This is a genomic window from Psychrobacillus sp. OK032 (assembly GCF_900111345.1).
In the GTDB taxonomy this organism is placed as follows: Bacteria; Bacillota; Bacilli; order Bacillales_A; family Planococcaceae; genus Psychrobacillus.
Genome location: NZ_FOGY01000012.1, coordinates 1 through 16,224 on the forward strand (window position 1 = coordinate 1; position 16,224 = coordinate 16,224).

The window sequence follows — 16,224 nt, forward strand, 5'->3', positions numbered from 1 at the left end:
CGCCAGCGTTCGTCCTGAGCCAGGATCAAACTCTCCATAATAGAGAACTTAAAAAGCTCATTTTGTTTTGCTGGCATCATCATTAAATGATGTCATAATTGTTTTGCTATCAGACTAACAAGTTAATCTTTCAAGCTATATTTCTTAACGTTTTGCATGTTCAGTTTTCAATGTTCATGTTGTCGTCTTGTTTCGGCGACATTTAATATCTTATCATTTCTCTTTCTCACTGTCAACAACTTTTTTATTTTTCTTTCGGTTGAAATCAGTAGTGAAAATGACAACTTGATAACTATATCACCATCTAATAAGTTTGACAAGTACTTTTCTAAAACAAAGTTAATAAACTTTCTATATACTATTTCAACACAATATATAGGACGGTTATAAAAAAAGAGATACTACAAATAGTAGCATCTCTTTTCTACATTATTATTGATTAATCTCTATGACGCATAGTTGGGAATAATAATACGTCTCGAATAGAAGCTGAATTCGTTAATAGCATTACTAATCGGTCGATCCCTATTCCTAGTCCACCAGTCGGAGGCATACCATATTCTAATGCTTCTAAGAAATCTTCATCCATTTCGTGAGCTTCGTCATTACCCGCTTCTTTTTCTACTAACTGCGCTTCAAAGCGTTGGCGTTGATCAATTGGATCGTTTAACTCTGTAAATGCATTCGCATGTTCACGACGTACGATAAATAATTCAAAGCGATCTGTGAAACGACCATCCTCTGGGTTTTTCTTTGCAAGAGGTGATACTTCTACAGGATGTCCATAAATGAAGGTTGGTTGAACTAATGATTCTTCTACTTTTTGTTCGAAGAATTCATTTAATACATGACCTACTTCCATAGAAGGTTTCACTTCTACTCCGTGTTCTTTCGCTAATGCGTGTGCTTCTTCTTTCGTCATTTCATTCCAGAAGTCCGCTCCAGTAGTTTCTTTTACTGCATCTGCCATATGCCAACGTCTCCAGCCCGGAGCTAGATTAATCTCGTCTTCACCGTATTTAACCGTTGTAGATCCTAATACTTCTTGTGCAACATGTGAGACTAAGTTTTCCGTTAAGTTCATGATATCTTGATAATCTGCATACGCTTCATATAACTCAATCATCGTAAATTCAGGATTGTGACGTGTTGAAACACCTTCATTACGGAATACACGTCCGATTTCATATACTTTTTCTAATCCACCTACAATTAGGCGTTTTAAATGTAACTCTATTGCAATACGCATATATAGTTCCATATCAAGTGCATTGTGGTGTGTAATGAAAGGACGTGCTGCTGCTCCACCAGCAATAGAATGCAATAACGGCGTTTCCACTTCTAAGTAACCTTGTCCATCTAAGTAACGACGCATAGATTGAATGATACGACTTCTAGTAATAAAAGTCGTTTTACTTTCGTCACTTGTCATTAAATCTAAGTAACGTTGACGGTAGCGTTGTTCTACATCTTTTAATCCGTGGAATTTCTCAGGCATTGGACGTAGCGATTTCGTTAAAAATGTGAATTCAACCGCTTTAACGGATAACTCCCCTACTTGTGTTCGGAAAACATTTCCTCGTACCCCGACGATATCTCCTAAATCGGCTGAGTTAAATAATTCATATGCATCTTCACCAATTGCATCTTTACGCACATAAATTTGAATTTGACCGCCAAAGTCTTGGATATGAGCAAATCCTGCTTTCCCTTTTCCACGCTTCGTCATGATACGACCAGCTATAACTACTTCATGTGTTGTTTCTTCTAATTGTTCTTTTGTAAACTCTTCATACTCTGTAACCACTTCATTACTTAAATGTGTTCGCTCAAATTTTCCACCAAAAGGATCTAATCCTTTCTCTTGTATCGCAGTCATCTTTTGTCTTCTCACCAAAAGTTGATCATTTAATTCTTCTACATTAGACATGTTGGTCACTCCTCCACTACTTACTATCCGCAAGTATCTTTTATTACATTGAACTTATTGTACACAATTTCTGTGTTCTGTTCATCTTTTTCCTTCACCGTTCGATATTTTCCACTATTCAGATTAACTATTGAAACTTAAAAGAGCCGTCACTAAACGTGACAGCCCATCTTTTTGCTATTAAGCAAGAATTGAATCGACAGCAGTATAGTCCTTAGAAGCTTCCTCTGCAAAATAACGCATGTAATCTTTCAGCTCTCGTGCGGTTTCGGTTTGGTTAATCATATTTCTTGCTGTACCATTTCCACGGATACCCTTTAAGTACCAAGATGCGTGTTTACGCATCTCTCTTACCGCAATTCCTTCGCCTTTTAAAGCAGTTAAGCGATCAAAGTGTAATAAACATACGTCTATTTTTTCTTGAACAGTTGGTTCTGGTTTTAATTCACCAGTTTCTAAATATTCTACTGTACGATAAATCATCCAAGGATCTCCAAGCGCTGCGCGACCAATCATCACAGCATCTACACCCGTTTCGTCTAGCATACGTTTTGCATCTTGAGGTGTATTCACATCGCCATTTCCAATAACAGGAATATCTACCGATTCTTTTACTTGGCGTATCAAATCCCAGTTCGCATGTCCTTCATACATTTGCAAACGCGTACGACCATGTACTGCAACCGCTGCTCCACCAGCACGTTCTACAGCACGAGCATTATCGACTACATAGAGATGCTCATCATCCCAACCTGTACGCATTTTTACACTTACTGGTTTTTTAACATTATCTACAACCGCTGAAACCATTTCGTAAATCTTTTCCGGATCAAGAAGCCACCTAGCTCCTGCCTCACATTTGATTATTTTATTTACTGGGCATCCCATATTAATATCAATGATGTCAGCAGATGTATGTTGATCTACATATTTAGCAGCAGCAACTAGCGTATCCTTCTCTCCCCCAAAGATCTGAAGCGAAAGTGGATTTTCACGTTCATCGATATAAAGCATACTCAATGTTTTTTCGTTTTTTTGAACAATCCCTTTATCGCTAATCATTTCAGCGTAAACTAGTCCTGCTCCAAATTCTTTGACAGTTAAACGGAAAGCTGAGTTACAAATACCAGCCATCGGGGCTAGTACAACTCGGTTATCCATCACAAAGTCACCAATTTGAAATGGTTTGGTCGATGCATTTGTCATTTACATTCACCTTCTTTATATTTATCTATCCGTAAAGTGTATGAATGCGTCTACTCCATTGAAAGTTTGCCATAAATGGACGCCTTCTTTTAAAGCATGCGCAAACTCCATGATAGAACGATTTGTTATAGGTTCTCTTAAATCTGGGTTTATTTCAACTAATGGTATAAGGACGAAGCCTCTTTCAGTCATCCTTGGATGCGGAATAATGAGGTTCTCCGTTTTCATACTCTCTTCATTATACAACAAAATGTCAAGGTCTACGGTTCGGGGACCCCAATGTATTTCTCTTGTACGTCCTAATTCCGCTTCTATTTCGTTACATGTTTGAAGTAATTCGTGCGGGGTCAATGAGGTCTCGAGCTCCACTACTATATTCAAAAAAGCATCCTGATCTACATATCCTACTGGATCCGTTTCATATACCGAGGATACTTGGCGCACCTTTACATCCTTCGCACCTTGCAATAAAAAGACCGCTTGCTGAAGGAAATGAAGCCGATTACCAATATTTGAGCCTAATGAAATATATGCTCTATTCATAATGACCCTCTCGTAATATCTACTGCAACCGAAGCGTAATGTCCTGCAATTGGCGGATTAGGCTTCACCAATTGAATACGACATCCACTAACCTTTGTTTTATATTCTTCTAAAATACGCGAAGCAATTGTTTCTGCAACTGCCTCTATTAATAAATACGGTTTACCTTCTACAATTTCCTTACATAACTCAAAAACTTCGGCATAGTTTACCGTTTCTTCTAAATCATCGGTTTCACCTGCTCTTTTTAAATCACATGCTAAAGTAATCGTTACTCGGAAAATTTGGCCAAGCTTTGTTTCTTCTGACAAAGCACCATGGTAGCCATAAAACTCTAATTCATTCAAATGAATGTAATCCATAACAGTTAGTCCCTACTTTCCTCGTACGTTTCTTTTCCTGTCAGTACATCCATCATTTTCGTCATGCGCGCAATTTCTTTCACATCGTGCACACGTACCATATGGCAACCAAGCTGCAAACCATAACAAACAGTTGCACCCGTTCCTTCCATCCGTTCTTCCACAGGAAGCTTCAACACATTACCGATTAAACGTTTACGAGATGTTGCTAATAATACGGGATACCCCATATTGACTAATTCACCTAAATGTTGCATCATCCAAATATTTTGCTCAGTCGTTTTACCGAAGCCAATGCCTGGATCTAACCAAATATGCTCGTCTGGAACACCAGCCTCTTTCGCTATATGGATACATTCTTTTAAGTCTTGCCTAGCTTCAATCCAGAAATCGTTATATTCTTCGTTGTCTCGGTTATGCATTAAAATAATCGGAACGTTTAGTTCAGCAGCCACTTCCGCAATTTTAGGATCTCTTTTTGCACCCCAAATATCATTAATCACATGTGCCCCTGCAAGGACTGCAGCCCGGGCAACTGCTGATTTGTACGTATCAATGGATATAACCGCATCTACTTCTGCGCGAATCGCCTGGATGACTGGAACAACTCGTGCAATTTCCTCTTCATCTGAAATAACAGTATGGCCAGGTCTAGTAGATTCTCCTCCTATATCAATGATTTTCGCTCCGTCTGCAACCATTTGCTTCGCACGTGCAACAGCTGAATCTATTTCGTTAAACTTTCCACCATCTGAAAAAGAATCCGGAGTGACGTTCAATATCCCCATCACAATGGTTTCTTTCCTGAAGTCTAATAAAACTCCTCCACCTTCAAAGAGTCCGGTATGATATTGTAAATTCATCTTACTGTCCTGTCCTTTCCTCCTGCATACATTTTTCATACACATTATGTATCTCTGTATATACAGGTCCGTTATTTCCTAAAAATGGTTTATCATCTATCTCTTTAATAGGGACGATTTCTTGTACTGCATTTGTTATAAATACCTCATCTGCTGATTCAAGTAGCTCTTTTGTAAATAAGCCTTCTTCCACTTGGAACTTATTTAAAATCCATTCCCGAGTTATTCCAGCAAGTATCCCAGTTGCAAGTGACGGTGTATATAATTTCCCGTCTGCAACCCAAAACACATTGGACGTAATACCTTCTGCGACAAATCCTTCTGCTGTTAGAAAAATACCTTCATGCGTCGCTAATGAATCCACTTCAAATCTTGCTTGTATATTATTTGCATAATGATGGGATTTATGACGATTTGCACTTTCCGGAGAATTCCGAGTCGTTTTAAGCCATATTGCTTTTTTCTCTGTGCCTCTAGGTGCAATATGCAAAGCTTTTCGGAATAAAATCACAGTAGGCTCACCATAATGAGACGGCTGAAGTCCAATATCGTGCGTACCCGCCGAAATATTTAACCTGAAATAGCCATCTTCCCCGTTATTCGCTTCTGTTAACGCTTTAATAGCAGCTAAAATAGTTTTTTTATCATATGGCATTGTCATACGAAAATCAGCCAAAGCGCGGGAAAGACGATTCCAATGTTCATCGAATAAAAACACCTGGCCATCATACGTGCGAAAGGTTTCAAAGAAGCCTAGCCCGTACAAAAAACCATGATCATATGCAGAAATAGCCAATTCACTTCTGTGATATAACTTGCCATCCTTCCAAGCGTCCATTTACACACACTCCTCAGCAGGGATGCTATACTTTTCGATGAAATTTCGGATGAGTTTTTTCCCCTCTTCCGTCATAATCGACTCTGGATGGTACTGCACCCCTTCGATTGCGAACTCTTTATGACGCAATCCCATAATTTCTCCTTCTTCCGTCCATGAAGTTACTTCAAGACAATCTGGCAGTGATTCTTTTTCTACTAGAAGAGAATGGTATCGTGTCGCGTGAAAAGGGTTCGGCATGTTATTATTGACCCCTTTTCCATCATGAAAAACGGGAGAAGTTTTCCCATGCATTAACTTTTTAGCACGAATAACGTTTCCACCAAATGCTTGTCCGATCGATTGATGTCCTAAACAAACACCAAAGATGGGGATCCTCCCAGCAAAATGCGTAATTACATCTAAACTTATTCCTGCTTCGTTTGGCGTACAAGGTCCTGGAGAGACAACAATAACTTGAGGTGCTAAAAGTTCAATGGTATCTAGTGTCAAAGCATCATTCCGAAAAACTTTTACTTCTACTCCTATTTCACCAATGTATTGAACGAGATTATATGTAAAGGAATCGTAGTTATCAATCATTAAAATCATCCAATTTCCCCCTCTGCCATGGCCTTCGCTTGCCAAACCGCTTTTGCTTTGTTTAATGACTCTACATATTCTGCATTTGGAATGGAATCAATAACAATACCTGCTCCAGCTTGAATATGGGCCATTCCAGATTGAATAAATGCAGTACGAATCACAATATTGAGCTCTAAATCACCTGAAAATCCTAACCAGCCAATAGATCCTGTATATAATCCTCTACGAACCGGCTCAAGCTCTTCGATAATCTCCATCGTCCGAATTTTAGGAGCCCCTGTAATCGTTCCACCCGGGAACATCGCGCGAATAATTTCAGCATTTGATGTACCTGAGCGAAGCATTCCTTTTACATTGGAAACGATATGCATAACATGCGAATATCGTTCAATAACCATGAATTCGTCTACTTCGACTGTTCCGTATGCAGAAACTCTTCCCAAATCATTTCGCTCTAAGTCTACAAGCATCACATGCTCTGCCCGTTCTTTTTCGTTTTCTATTAGTTCATTTGCTAATCTGATATCCTCCGCATCACTTTTGCCACGGGGTCTCGTACCCGCAATCGGGCGAGTCGATAATTCGGTACCTTTTTTCTTCACTAGTAATTCTGGCGATCCTGATACAACCGCAAATTCCGGCGCATGAATAAATGCCATATAAGGAGATGGATTAAAAGCTCGCATTGCCTCGTACATAGCAATTGGTTGAGCCTTAAGCTCTTTTGATTGACGAACGGATAAGTTTACTTGAAAAACGTCCCCTTGCGCAATATATTGCTGTACTTTTCGAACTGCATCCTCAAATTCAGAGGAACTGACAGATACATGTAGTTCCGAATGATCTTCCTGTACCTCCACTGCTGATCCTGATTGGAAAATACTTGGTGCGACACTCTTTTCCGCAGCAGTCCTATATTGTTCTTCTAATTTTATCAAATCTAAGTCACTCGTAGATAACTTCATAAGTGTAACGACTTCTGTCTCAACGTCTAATACCGCCCAAACATCGAACAAATAAAAATATAAATCTGGAATATGTAAATCATCTACCGCTACTGTCGGTAATACCTCTATTTTTCTTGCATAATCATAGCTTATAAAACCAGCAGCCCCACCTTGGTAATCCGGTAAGTCTTCTCGAAATGGAAGTTTGTACGAAGCGACTAACTTTTCTAACTCCTCCAACGCTTCTCCCAGACGTTCTTCTACTTTTCCATCCCGCCATTTTATATGCAGTCCAGTTTCGATAGATTTAGTTATAGCTAAAGGATTCCATGCTGCAACAGATATATGGCCTCCCCGCCCACTTTCAAAAAATAAATGATGAGATTCCTCTTTTGTCATCTCTTTATATGCATAAAAAAACGCTTCTTTTGATAGTTGAAATGCATGCGTTTGAATTTGTAAATCCACTTTTTCAAATCCCCCTAAAAACGGTTTGCCTCCATCTTAACTTGAAACTACTCCTTTTCGCCACAAAAAAAGAGAGAAAGCGATAATCGCCTCCTCTCCACTCAACACATTAATCTTCGAATTGGTATAACGGTGTACTTAAATAGCGCTCTCCATTATCAGGAATAATTGCCACTACCTTTTTACCTTTACCAAGTTGTTTTGCAAGTTGAAGCGCTGCGTAAATAGCTGCTCCTGCAGAAACTCCACCTAGGATACCTTCTGATTTTGCAACCGCGCGGGATGTTTCGTATGCATCCTCATTCGATACTTGAGTAATGGAATCGTATATTTCTGTATCCAATACTTTCGGAACAAAACCAGCACCGATTCCTTGGATTTTATGTGGACCTGGCTTACCACCAGATAATACGTTTGAATCTTTAGGTTCCACTGCAACTACTTGAATGCCCGGGAACTTTTCTTTTAATACACCACCAGCACCAGTAATCGTTCCACCAGTTCCAATTCCTGATACAAATCCGTGTAACTCGTCAAACGCTTCAGCGATTTCAGGTCCTGTTGTTAAACGATGTATTTCTGGATTCGCTTCATTATTGAATTGTTGTGGCATAAACCATCCATTTTCATTTGCTAGTTCTTCCGATTTTGCTATTGCACCCTTCATGCCATCTACTCCAGGTGTTAACACTAGTTCAGCACCGTACGCACGAAGTAGGTTTCTACGCTCTAAGCTCATTGTGTCTGGCATTACTAGTACTGCATTATAGCCTTTTGCAGCTGCGATCATTGCTAGTCCAATACCAGTGTTTCCACTAGTTGGTTCAATAATTGTGCTACCTTCTTTTAATCTTCCTTCTTTTTCAGCAGCTTCAATCATGGCAAATGCAATACGGTCTTTTACACTACTTCCAGGGTTGAAGTATTCTAGTTTTACGTAAACTTCTGCATCTTCTGGGTTAGTTACTCTGTTTAATTTTACGATCGGTGTTTTTCCAATTAAATCTAATACGGATTGTGCTAACTTCGTCATAGTTCCACTCCTAATCCCTACTTAGTTAATAGGTTTTATTTTCTTAATCATACCAATGATAGAGAAACATTGTCAATAATAGTTCCAAATAAATAACAAGAAAATTTTTAGTACCCATTAAGTTACACTAGTTGTCCAATAAATCGTTTTCCGAAGCTTACCGCTCACTTTTTGCAAGATTCTCTTGTGCAAAAGCGAATGATAGAGCGCTTGGGTGCCAGATTGATGATAATTAAAAAAAGCATACCCTTTAGAGTATGCTTTTACTTTTCACTATAAAACCAATCCGCATTAAATTCTTCCCAGAATGCTTCTTGTGTAACTGATTGTGGCAATTGATCTAGTGCAAGCTCTCTACGAATATGATCTTCTACATCAGAAAACGAAAAAGACTGCCCTTTGAATACACTATTCACTTGCGCTACTGCAAAACGACCATCTGATAAAGGGATAACATCGCTCCATTTACCCACGTCTATTTTCGGAAGAGCTTTCCACAACGCTTCATCTATTGTTTCTGTACCTTCTACAACATAGCCAATATCCCCACCTAAACTAGCTGAGCTTATATCGGAGGAGCGTTCTCTTGCTAATCCATCAAAAGAAGAACCATTTTCCAGTTCCTTCACCACTTCTTTTGCTTCGTCTTCTGTTGAGCTATAAATAACACTTGTTCGATAAGAAGTTGGTATATTGTATAAGTTTTTATTGTTCTCATAAAATGCTTTAATGTCAGTATCCTCAATAACAATATCTTTTGCTAATACTTTTTCTAAAATTAATCGGGCTCGAACTCTTTTACGCATCACCTCTTCATCGAATGATTGAAATGATGTATCGACTCCTTCTTGAGTCGACCGAATAAGTGCAAGCTCCAAATCAATTTCTGTTTCACTTACTTTAATATTGTTTTTCTCGGCAGCTGCTTCCATTACTTCTGCATTCACCATATCTAATAAAACTTCTTTTCCATATATCGACTCCATTGAAGCCATCCATTGCTCTTTCGTAATAACTTTCCCATCAACTGAAGCAACTTCTTCTTCCGTTTCAACAGCCTTATCATTCGGTATTAACCAAGCAATAAACCATAGTAAATTACCTAACAAAAGTAAGCCAAGCACGAGAAGTACTGGTTTCGTTTTTAAACGTCGTTTTGGTTGAGAATCTTCGTTTTTACGCGTTGATTTCATCAATAAACGACTCCAATTCTTCTACTGAGTAGTTATACTTTTCCATACAGAAATGACAGTGTGCTTCTGCGCCTCCATCTTCTGCAATCATTTCACGAATTTCACTTTCACCTAAACTGATAATTGCACTTCCGAATCTATCTTTGGAACAATTACATTCAAATGCAACTGGCATTGTACTTAAAACTTGTACATTTTCTTGTCCTAAAATCTCATATAGCAATTCTTCTGGAGTTAATCCTCTTTCGATCAACTTAGAAACTGGCTCCATTTTATTTAAATGCTCTTCAATTATTGTAATTGTTTCATCGTCCGCACCTGGCATCAGTTGAATAATAAATCCACCTGCAGCTAAAATTGTATTATCAGGATTAACTAATACACCAAGTCCAACAGAAGAAGGAACTTGTTCTGACACAGCAAAATAATACGTAAAATCTTCTGCAATCTCACCAGAAGTAATCGGTACTTGTCCCGTAAAGAAATCCCGCATACCTAAATCTTTTACTGTTGTAAGCGTACCTTCCGTCCCTACTGCACGACGAACGTCTAATTTCCCTTTATCATTCAGGTCAAAATGTGTTTGTGGGTTCGTGACATATCCTCGTACTTCCCCTTTTGCATTACTATCAATAATCATAGGACCAATTGGACCGTTTCCTTCTACTTTGATGGTGAGTTTGTCTTCCCCTTTTAACATCGCACCCATCATTACAGTAGCTGTCATCGATCTTCCAAGAGCCGCCGATGCTGTAGGCCATGTCCCATGACGACGTTGTGCTTCACCAACTGTATCTGTGGTCCGAACAGCAAATGCACGAACACTTCCTTCAAAAGCTAATGCTCTTACTAAATAATCTTTCATTTATCTCATACCTCTTTCATCTATATTTCGTTGATATATTAAATATAATCCTTTTAACGTTAAAAAAGGATCAATAACGTCCATTACGGTTGTTTCTTCTCCGATTAAAGAAGCCATGCCACCTGTAGCAATTACTTTAGGCTTTTTTTTCGATACTTTTTTCATGCGGTTCACGATGCCTTCGACTTGTCCTACATAGCCATACACAATACCTGCTTGCATAGCTGATACGGTATTTTTCCCAATGATATGTTCCGGTCTTGTTAGTTCAATCCGAGGAAGTTTACTCGCTTTCGTAAATAATGCTTCTGTTGATATCCCAATACCTGGAGCAATAGCTCCACCCATGTAGTCTCCTTTTTCGTTGACATAACAATAGGTTGTTGCAGTTCCAAAATCTACAATAATTAGTGGTACACCATATTCATGTATGGCTGCGACCGCATTTACAATTCGATCCGCTCCCACTTCTCGAGGATTTTCATATTTTATATTTAAGCCCGTTTTAACACCGGGACCTACTATTAATGGTTTTATACCAAAGTACTTTTTACACATCGCTTCTAAAGAAAACATAATAGGAGGTACTACAGATGAAATAATAATTCCTTTTACTTGCTCAAAAGCAATATTTGCATGTGAAAATAATGCTTTCACCTGCATTCCATATTCGTCCTCTGTTTTAAGGCGATCAGTTTCCATCCGCCAATGATGGATCAATACATCGTTTTCATATACCCCTAAAACGATGTTCGTATTTCCTGTATCTAACACAAGTATCATCTGACTTGTCCTCACTTTAGTAAGTTTTCCAACACATCATACCATATATGGGGACTAGAACAAAAGCACAGTAGCCTGACATACCCCGACAAACAAACGGCAATCGCGAACGGCATATTGCGCAATATAAGGATAATGTGTCGTAAGAAGTGTCCGCTAGGATTTCCACTGCAGGACGGACGCTTTCCGCGGGGTGAGCGATAAGCCTCCGCCTGGAGCGGAAATCAACTGCCCTTGCGGTATTCTACTGCGACGCATTATCCCTATATAGTGGCATACCTTATGTTGTTAAGAGAAAGTTTTTACATGCTATCGATTTTAGAATTTCCTAAGGCAAGAAAAAGCTGATTGCCCTCGCACTTATGCGATAAACAACCAGCTTTCACATTCTATTAATCTCTTCGTTCTTCCTGAATTGCTTTTTCCGGTATGCTCGCAGTACCTTCTTCTTTTGGTAAGTCACCAGTAGATGGATCTGCTGGAGCGCCTACCGCGTCAGGTGTTTCTTCTTTTTTTAAATTCACTTCTACTTCCTGATTCGCTTGTTCATAAGGTCTATCTGGAAGTGTTCCGTGCTCTTCTAAATGCTTAATTTGAGCAGCATCTAACGTTTCCACTTCTAATAACGTATTCGCAATTAAATTTAAAAGATCGCGTCTTTCCGTTAAAATTTGTTTTGTGCGTTCATATTGCTCTTTAATCATTGTTTGCATTTCATGGTCAATTTCATAAGCAATTGCATCAGAATAGTTTTGCTCCGAATTGAAATCACGTCCAAGGAAGACGTTACCTCCTTGCGCTTGACCAAATTGCATTGGACCAAGTTTGTCACTCATACCATATTCGGTAACCATACTTCTAACAATACCAGTAGCGCGTTGGAAGTCATTATGTGCACCTGTGGAAGCTTCACCAAATGTGATATCTTCCGCTACACGTCCACCTAGTAATCCTGCTACTTTATCTAGCAACTCCGGTTTTGTCATGAAATAACGATCTTCTTTTGGTAGCATTACTGCATATCCACCCGCTTGACCACGAGGAACGATGGTTACTTTATGAACGATTTCCGCATCATCAAGCGTTAACCCGATAACTACATGCCCCGCTTCATGGAATGCAACAATATTGCGTTCTTTAGCTGATATAACTTTTCCTGATTTAGCAGGACCTGCAATTACGCGGTCTGTTGCTTCGTCAATATCACTCATATCAACCTTTTTCTTATTACGTCTAGCAGCAACGAGTGCCGCTTCATTTAACAAGTTTTCTAGATCTGCACCAGAGAATCCTGGTGTACGTTGTGCAATTGCTTTTAAATCTACTGAATCATCCAGTGGTTTGTTACGAGCATGTACTTTAAGTACCGCTTCACGTCCTTTAACATCTGGACGACCTACAGTAATTTGACGGTCAAAACGACCTGGTCGAAGAAGTGCTGGGTCTAAAATATCTGGTCTATTCGTTGCAGCGATAATAATAATACCCTCATTTGCTCCGAAACCATCCATTTCAACTAGCAATTGGTTAAGTGTTTGTTCACGCTCATCGTGACCACCACCAAGACCAGCTCCACGTTGACGACCTACCGCATCAATTTCATCGATGAAAATAATACAAGGTGCATTTTTTTTCGCATTTTCAAACAAGTCACGCACACGGGATGCCCCGACACCGACAAACATCTCAACGAAGTCCGATCCACTAATAGAGAAGAACGGCACTCCAGCTTCCCCTGCAACAGCACGAGCAAGCAATGTTTTACCAGTACCCGGTGGACCTACTAACAAAATTCCCTTTGGAATACGTGCTCCAATTTCCACAAATTTTCTTGGATCTTTTAAGAAATCTACTACTTCTATTAGCTCGGCTTTTTCTTCATCTGCACCAGCCACATCTGTAAATCTTACTTTTTTCTTTTCATTATCATATAATTTCGCCTTACTCTTACCGAAGTTCATCACACGGTTACCACCGCCTTGTGATTGACTAAGTAAGAAGAAGAATAAAATAATGATAATTAGAAATGGTAACAATCCAGTGAAAAATTGAACCCAACCACTTGTTTTAGGCGCTTCTATCACGTCAATTTCAACTGCATTTGCTTCTGCCAGCGATAAAACTTTGGCTTGTGCTTGTTCAAAATTATATGGGAGCTTTGTTAAGAAAGTTTCCCCTTCTTCGTAGCCCTTCATTTTACCTTCAACAAAATAAACTCCTTGTTCAGGCTGCATACTAAAGCTTGTTACTTCTCCATTTGCAAGAGAATTCATAAATTCGTCATAACGAATATTTTTAGTTGGTTCATTGCCCGAATTAAACGTCGCAAATATCCCAACAATTACAAAGAATATCAATAAGTATAATATAGCGTAGCGCAATGCTCGATTCATTCCCAGCCTCCTCACAAGGTAAACAGAAAAACTAAAGATAATCTTATCATACGATTTTTTTAACGTACAATGAAAAGCCTTTTAAATTATCATTTGATTTAAAAAGAATAAACTTCTTTCTTCAATACGCCAACATATGGTAAATTACGGTACTTTTCTGCATAATCTAATCCATAACCAACAACAAATGCATCCGGCACTTCAAAACCAACATAATCCGCTTTGAGGTCTACTTTTCTTCCGGTAGGTTTATCAAGCAATGTAACCAGTTTAATCGATTTTGCTTTACGATATTTAAATAGATCCACTAGGTAGCTCAAAGTCATACCACTATCAATGATATCTTCAATAATTAAAATATCGCGACCTTCCACACTAGTGTTTAAGTCTTTAATAATCTTGACTTCTCCTGAAGAAACGGTAGCGTTTCCATAACTGGATACATCCATATAATCCATTTCAATATACGTGTCTACACGCTTCATCAAATCCGACATAAAAGGCATTGCCCCTTTTAAAATACCAATAGCTAGCGGGAACTTATCTTTGTATTCTGTTGTTAATGTTGCACCTAATTCACGTACTTTTTCTTCAATTTGTTCCTCTGTTAATAAAACATTAAGTATGTCTTTTTCTAACATATTTAGTCCCCCCTAATGATTAGTCTCGCTTTATGTATAAGACATAGTTTTGCGAGTGATATTTCTTTGAAAATATTTCTCCATAACGAAGTCCAATTACTGCAATTATTTCGTTTTTCGATGTTACAAGTAGTGGCCACTCTATTCTTTCCTGTGCTGAAACTTTTTCATCTATAAATACTCGAGATACTTTTTTAGGAGAAGTCATCCCTTTTATCTGGATTCGATCTCCTTCCTCTCTTTGACGTATCGATAATTGAGGGAAACCACTTTCCAGTTGGACAAACCATTTTTCACCGGAAATAGCGTCGGTCAAGTTTCTCGTTAAATAGATGGAATAACCAGCACCAACATTAATCCAACTGTCCTCTTTCACTACATTCCTAGCAATGATAGGTTGTTGTTTACCAGAGGAAAACTGAACTATATTGTAATGACGTACGAGGAAATAATCCTGAGGCAAATGAATGGTGATATTGCCATCATGCTTATTACAAGCAGCCAAAATGGAATCAATTAAGTGATCATTTAGAAGTATTTCGGAGTTTTTGTATAGATACTTTAATAGTAGTAGAATCATTCTTCTTTGTAAAGCAATGGGCACTTCTGTAAAGCACTTTGTATCTAGAAAAAAAACGCCTTCATGATCAACTGTCACATGCTGTTCATACTTTTCTCTCGCCATGTCTTGAAGAAAGTCCTCATCCTGCTTTTGTTTCTCTACGAATGAATGAATACACTCACTTACATTGGGATTTTCCTCTCTCAAAAGCGGAACAATTGTATGACGAATACGATTTCTAGTATATGTATGTTTATCATTGCTTGGATCATGTCTAAATGATAGCTCATTAAAATCAATATACTTGAAAATCTCTTTTTTCGTTATACATAGAAACGGACGGATGATGTGACCTTCTGAAAAAGGTCTTGATCTTGGTATTCCTGTGATAGTGGAGGAATTTGAGCCCCTTGTTAGTGACATAATCACCGATTCGATTTGATCATCTGCATGATGACCAAGCACTAGTTTCTTATAGTTAAAGTTTTTCATCGTTTTTTCGAAAAAGGAGTATCGCTCTTCTCGACATATTACTTGTACATTTCCACCCTCTGCAGCAACCCGTTTTGGTACTTCTAGAGTTGCTGCGTAAAATGGAATATTTAAATTTGCTGCAAATTGTTCGACAAATCTACTATCTTCAGCTGATTCCTCACCTCTTAACTGATGATCTGCATGCGCAATCCCTATTTCGACATGATATGTTTCTTTTAAAGTATTTAAAAAATGGACCAATGCTAGAGAATCTGCTCCACCAGAACAAGCAACAAGGAGACGATCACCTTCATTTATGAGTTGATGCTTGTCAATATATTCTTTTACTTTCCGAATGAATGGCTGCATCTTTTCACCTTTTTTCTTGATTGTAAGAAAGTAATAAATATTCACCTATAGGATTCCCTCGGGGTCAAATGGGGAAAAAGCTGCTCCCGCGCAAAGCTCGTCGCAAACAAAAGCGCTTGTGGTGGCTAAGGAACTGCCTCCTCGCTTTTCCTCTTGCCTGTCGGGGCAG

The 16,224-nt window shown here is 38.7% G+C and carries 15 protein-coding genes; all 15 read right to left on the reverse strand.

Annotation, left to right across the window (positions count from 1 at the left end):
- Positions 1–439: 439 nt before the first annotated feature.
- Positions 440–1,930, reverse strand: coding sequence for a lysine--tRNA ligase (gene lysS / locus BMZ04_RS19625; RefSeq protein WP_093276345.1), 1,491 nt, complete (start codon positions 1,928–1,930; stop codon positions 440–442).
- A 180-nt stretch (positions 1,931–2,110) separates the two neighbouring features.
- Positions 2,111–3,136, reverse strand: a complete 1,026-nt coding sequence (gene dusB, locus BMZ04_RS19630; RefSeq protein ID WP_093276350.1) for a tRNA dihydrouridine synthase DusB — start codon at positions 3,134–3,136, stop codon at positions 2,111–2,113.
- A 21-nt stretch (positions 3,137–3,157) separates the two neighbouring features.
- Positions 3,158–3,682 carry a 2-amino-4-hydroxy-6-hydroxymethyldihydropteridine diphosphokinase gene (gene folK, locus BMZ04_RS19635; protein ID WP_093276355.1) on the reverse strand — a complete coding sequence of 175 codons (525 nt, stop codon included), beginning with the start codon at positions 3,680–3,682 and terminating at the stop codon, positions 3,158–3,160.
- Complete coding sequence (folB, locus tag BMZ04_RS19640) at positions 3,676–4,041, reverse strand: dihydroneopterin aldolase (protein ID WP_093276360.1); 366 nt, start codon at positions 4,039–4,041, stop codon at positions 3,676–3,678. Before folB ends, folK begins: the two co-directional genes overlap by 7 nt.
- Positions 4,042–4,046: 5 nt before the next feature.
- Positions 4,047–4,904, reverse strand: a complete 858-nt coding sequence (gene folP, locus BMZ04_RS19645) for a dihydropteroate synthase (protein WP_093276363.1) — start codon at positions 4,902–4,904, stop codon at positions 4,047–4,049.
- A 1-nt stretch (position 4,905) separates the two neighbouring features.
- Entirely contained in the window at positions 4,906–5,742 is an 837-nt protein-coding gene (pabC, locus tag BMZ04_RS19650) for an aminodeoxychorismate lyase (protein ID WP_093276366.1), read from the reverse strand.
- Entirely contained in the window at positions 5,743–6,333 is a 591-nt protein-coding gene (gene pabA / locus BMZ04_RS19655; protein WP_093276370.1) for an aminodeoxychorismate/anthranilate synthase component II, read from the reverse strand.
- Complete coding sequence (locus BMZ04_RS19660; protein WP_369802697.1) at positions 6,330–7,742, reverse strand: anthranilate synthase component I family protein; 1,413 nt, start codon at positions 7,740–7,742, stop codon at positions 6,330–6,332. Before BMZ04_RS19660 ends, pabA begins: the two co-directional genes overlap by 4 nt.
- A 109-nt stretch (positions 7,743–7,851) precedes the next feature.
- Complete coding sequence (gene cysK, locus BMZ04_RS19665; protein WP_093276373.1) at positions 7,852–8,775, reverse strand: cysteine synthase A; 924 nt, start codon at positions 8,773–8,775, stop codon at positions 7,852–7,854.
- 263 nt (positions 8,776–9,038) lie between these two features.
- A complete protein-coding gene (locus BMZ04_RS19670) occupies positions 9,039–9,968 on the reverse strand; it encodes a peptidyl-prolyl cis-trans isomerase (RefSeq protein ID WP_093276378.1) in 930 nt (309 codons plus the stop codon).
- The gene (gene hslO / locus BMZ04_RS19675; RefSeq protein ID WP_093276382.1) at positions 9,952–10,833 is read right to left on the reverse strand and encodes an Hsp33 family molecular chaperone HslO; all 882 of its coding nucleotides are present in this window, start codon (positions 10,831–10,833) and stop codon (positions 9,952–9,954) included. The genes BMZ04_RS19670 and hslO overlap by 17 nt, the downstream gene beginning before the upstream one ends.
- Positions 10,834–11,616, reverse strand: coding sequence for a type III pantothenate kinase (locus tag BMZ04_RS19680; RefSeq protein WP_093276386.1), 783 nt, complete (start codon positions 11,614–11,616; stop codon positions 10,834–10,836). It lies immediately after the preceding gene.
- A gap of 392 nt (positions 11,617–12,008) precedes the next feature.
- Positions 12,009–14,009: an ATP-dependent zinc metalloprotease FtsH gene (gene ftsH / locus BMZ04_RS19685; RefSeq protein ID WP_093276391.1), complete on the reverse strand. Its 2,001-nt coding sequence runs from the start codon at positions 14,007–14,009 to the stop codon at positions 12,009–12,011.
- Between the two features lie 98 nt (positions 14,010–14,107).
- A complete protein-coding gene (gene hpt / locus BMZ04_RS19690) occupies positions 14,108–14,650 on the reverse strand; it encodes a hypoxanthine phosphoribosyltransferase (RefSeq protein ID WP_093276396.1) in 543 nt (180 codons plus the stop codon).
- A 19-nt stretch (positions 14,651–14,669) separates the two neighbouring features.
- Complete coding sequence (gene tilS, locus BMZ04_RS19695; protein ID WP_093276401.1) at positions 14,670–16,100, reverse strand: tRNA lysidine(34) synthetase TilS; 1,431 nt, start codon at positions 16,098–16,100, stop codon at positions 14,670–14,672.
- Positions 16,101–16,224: the final 124 nt, after the last annotated feature.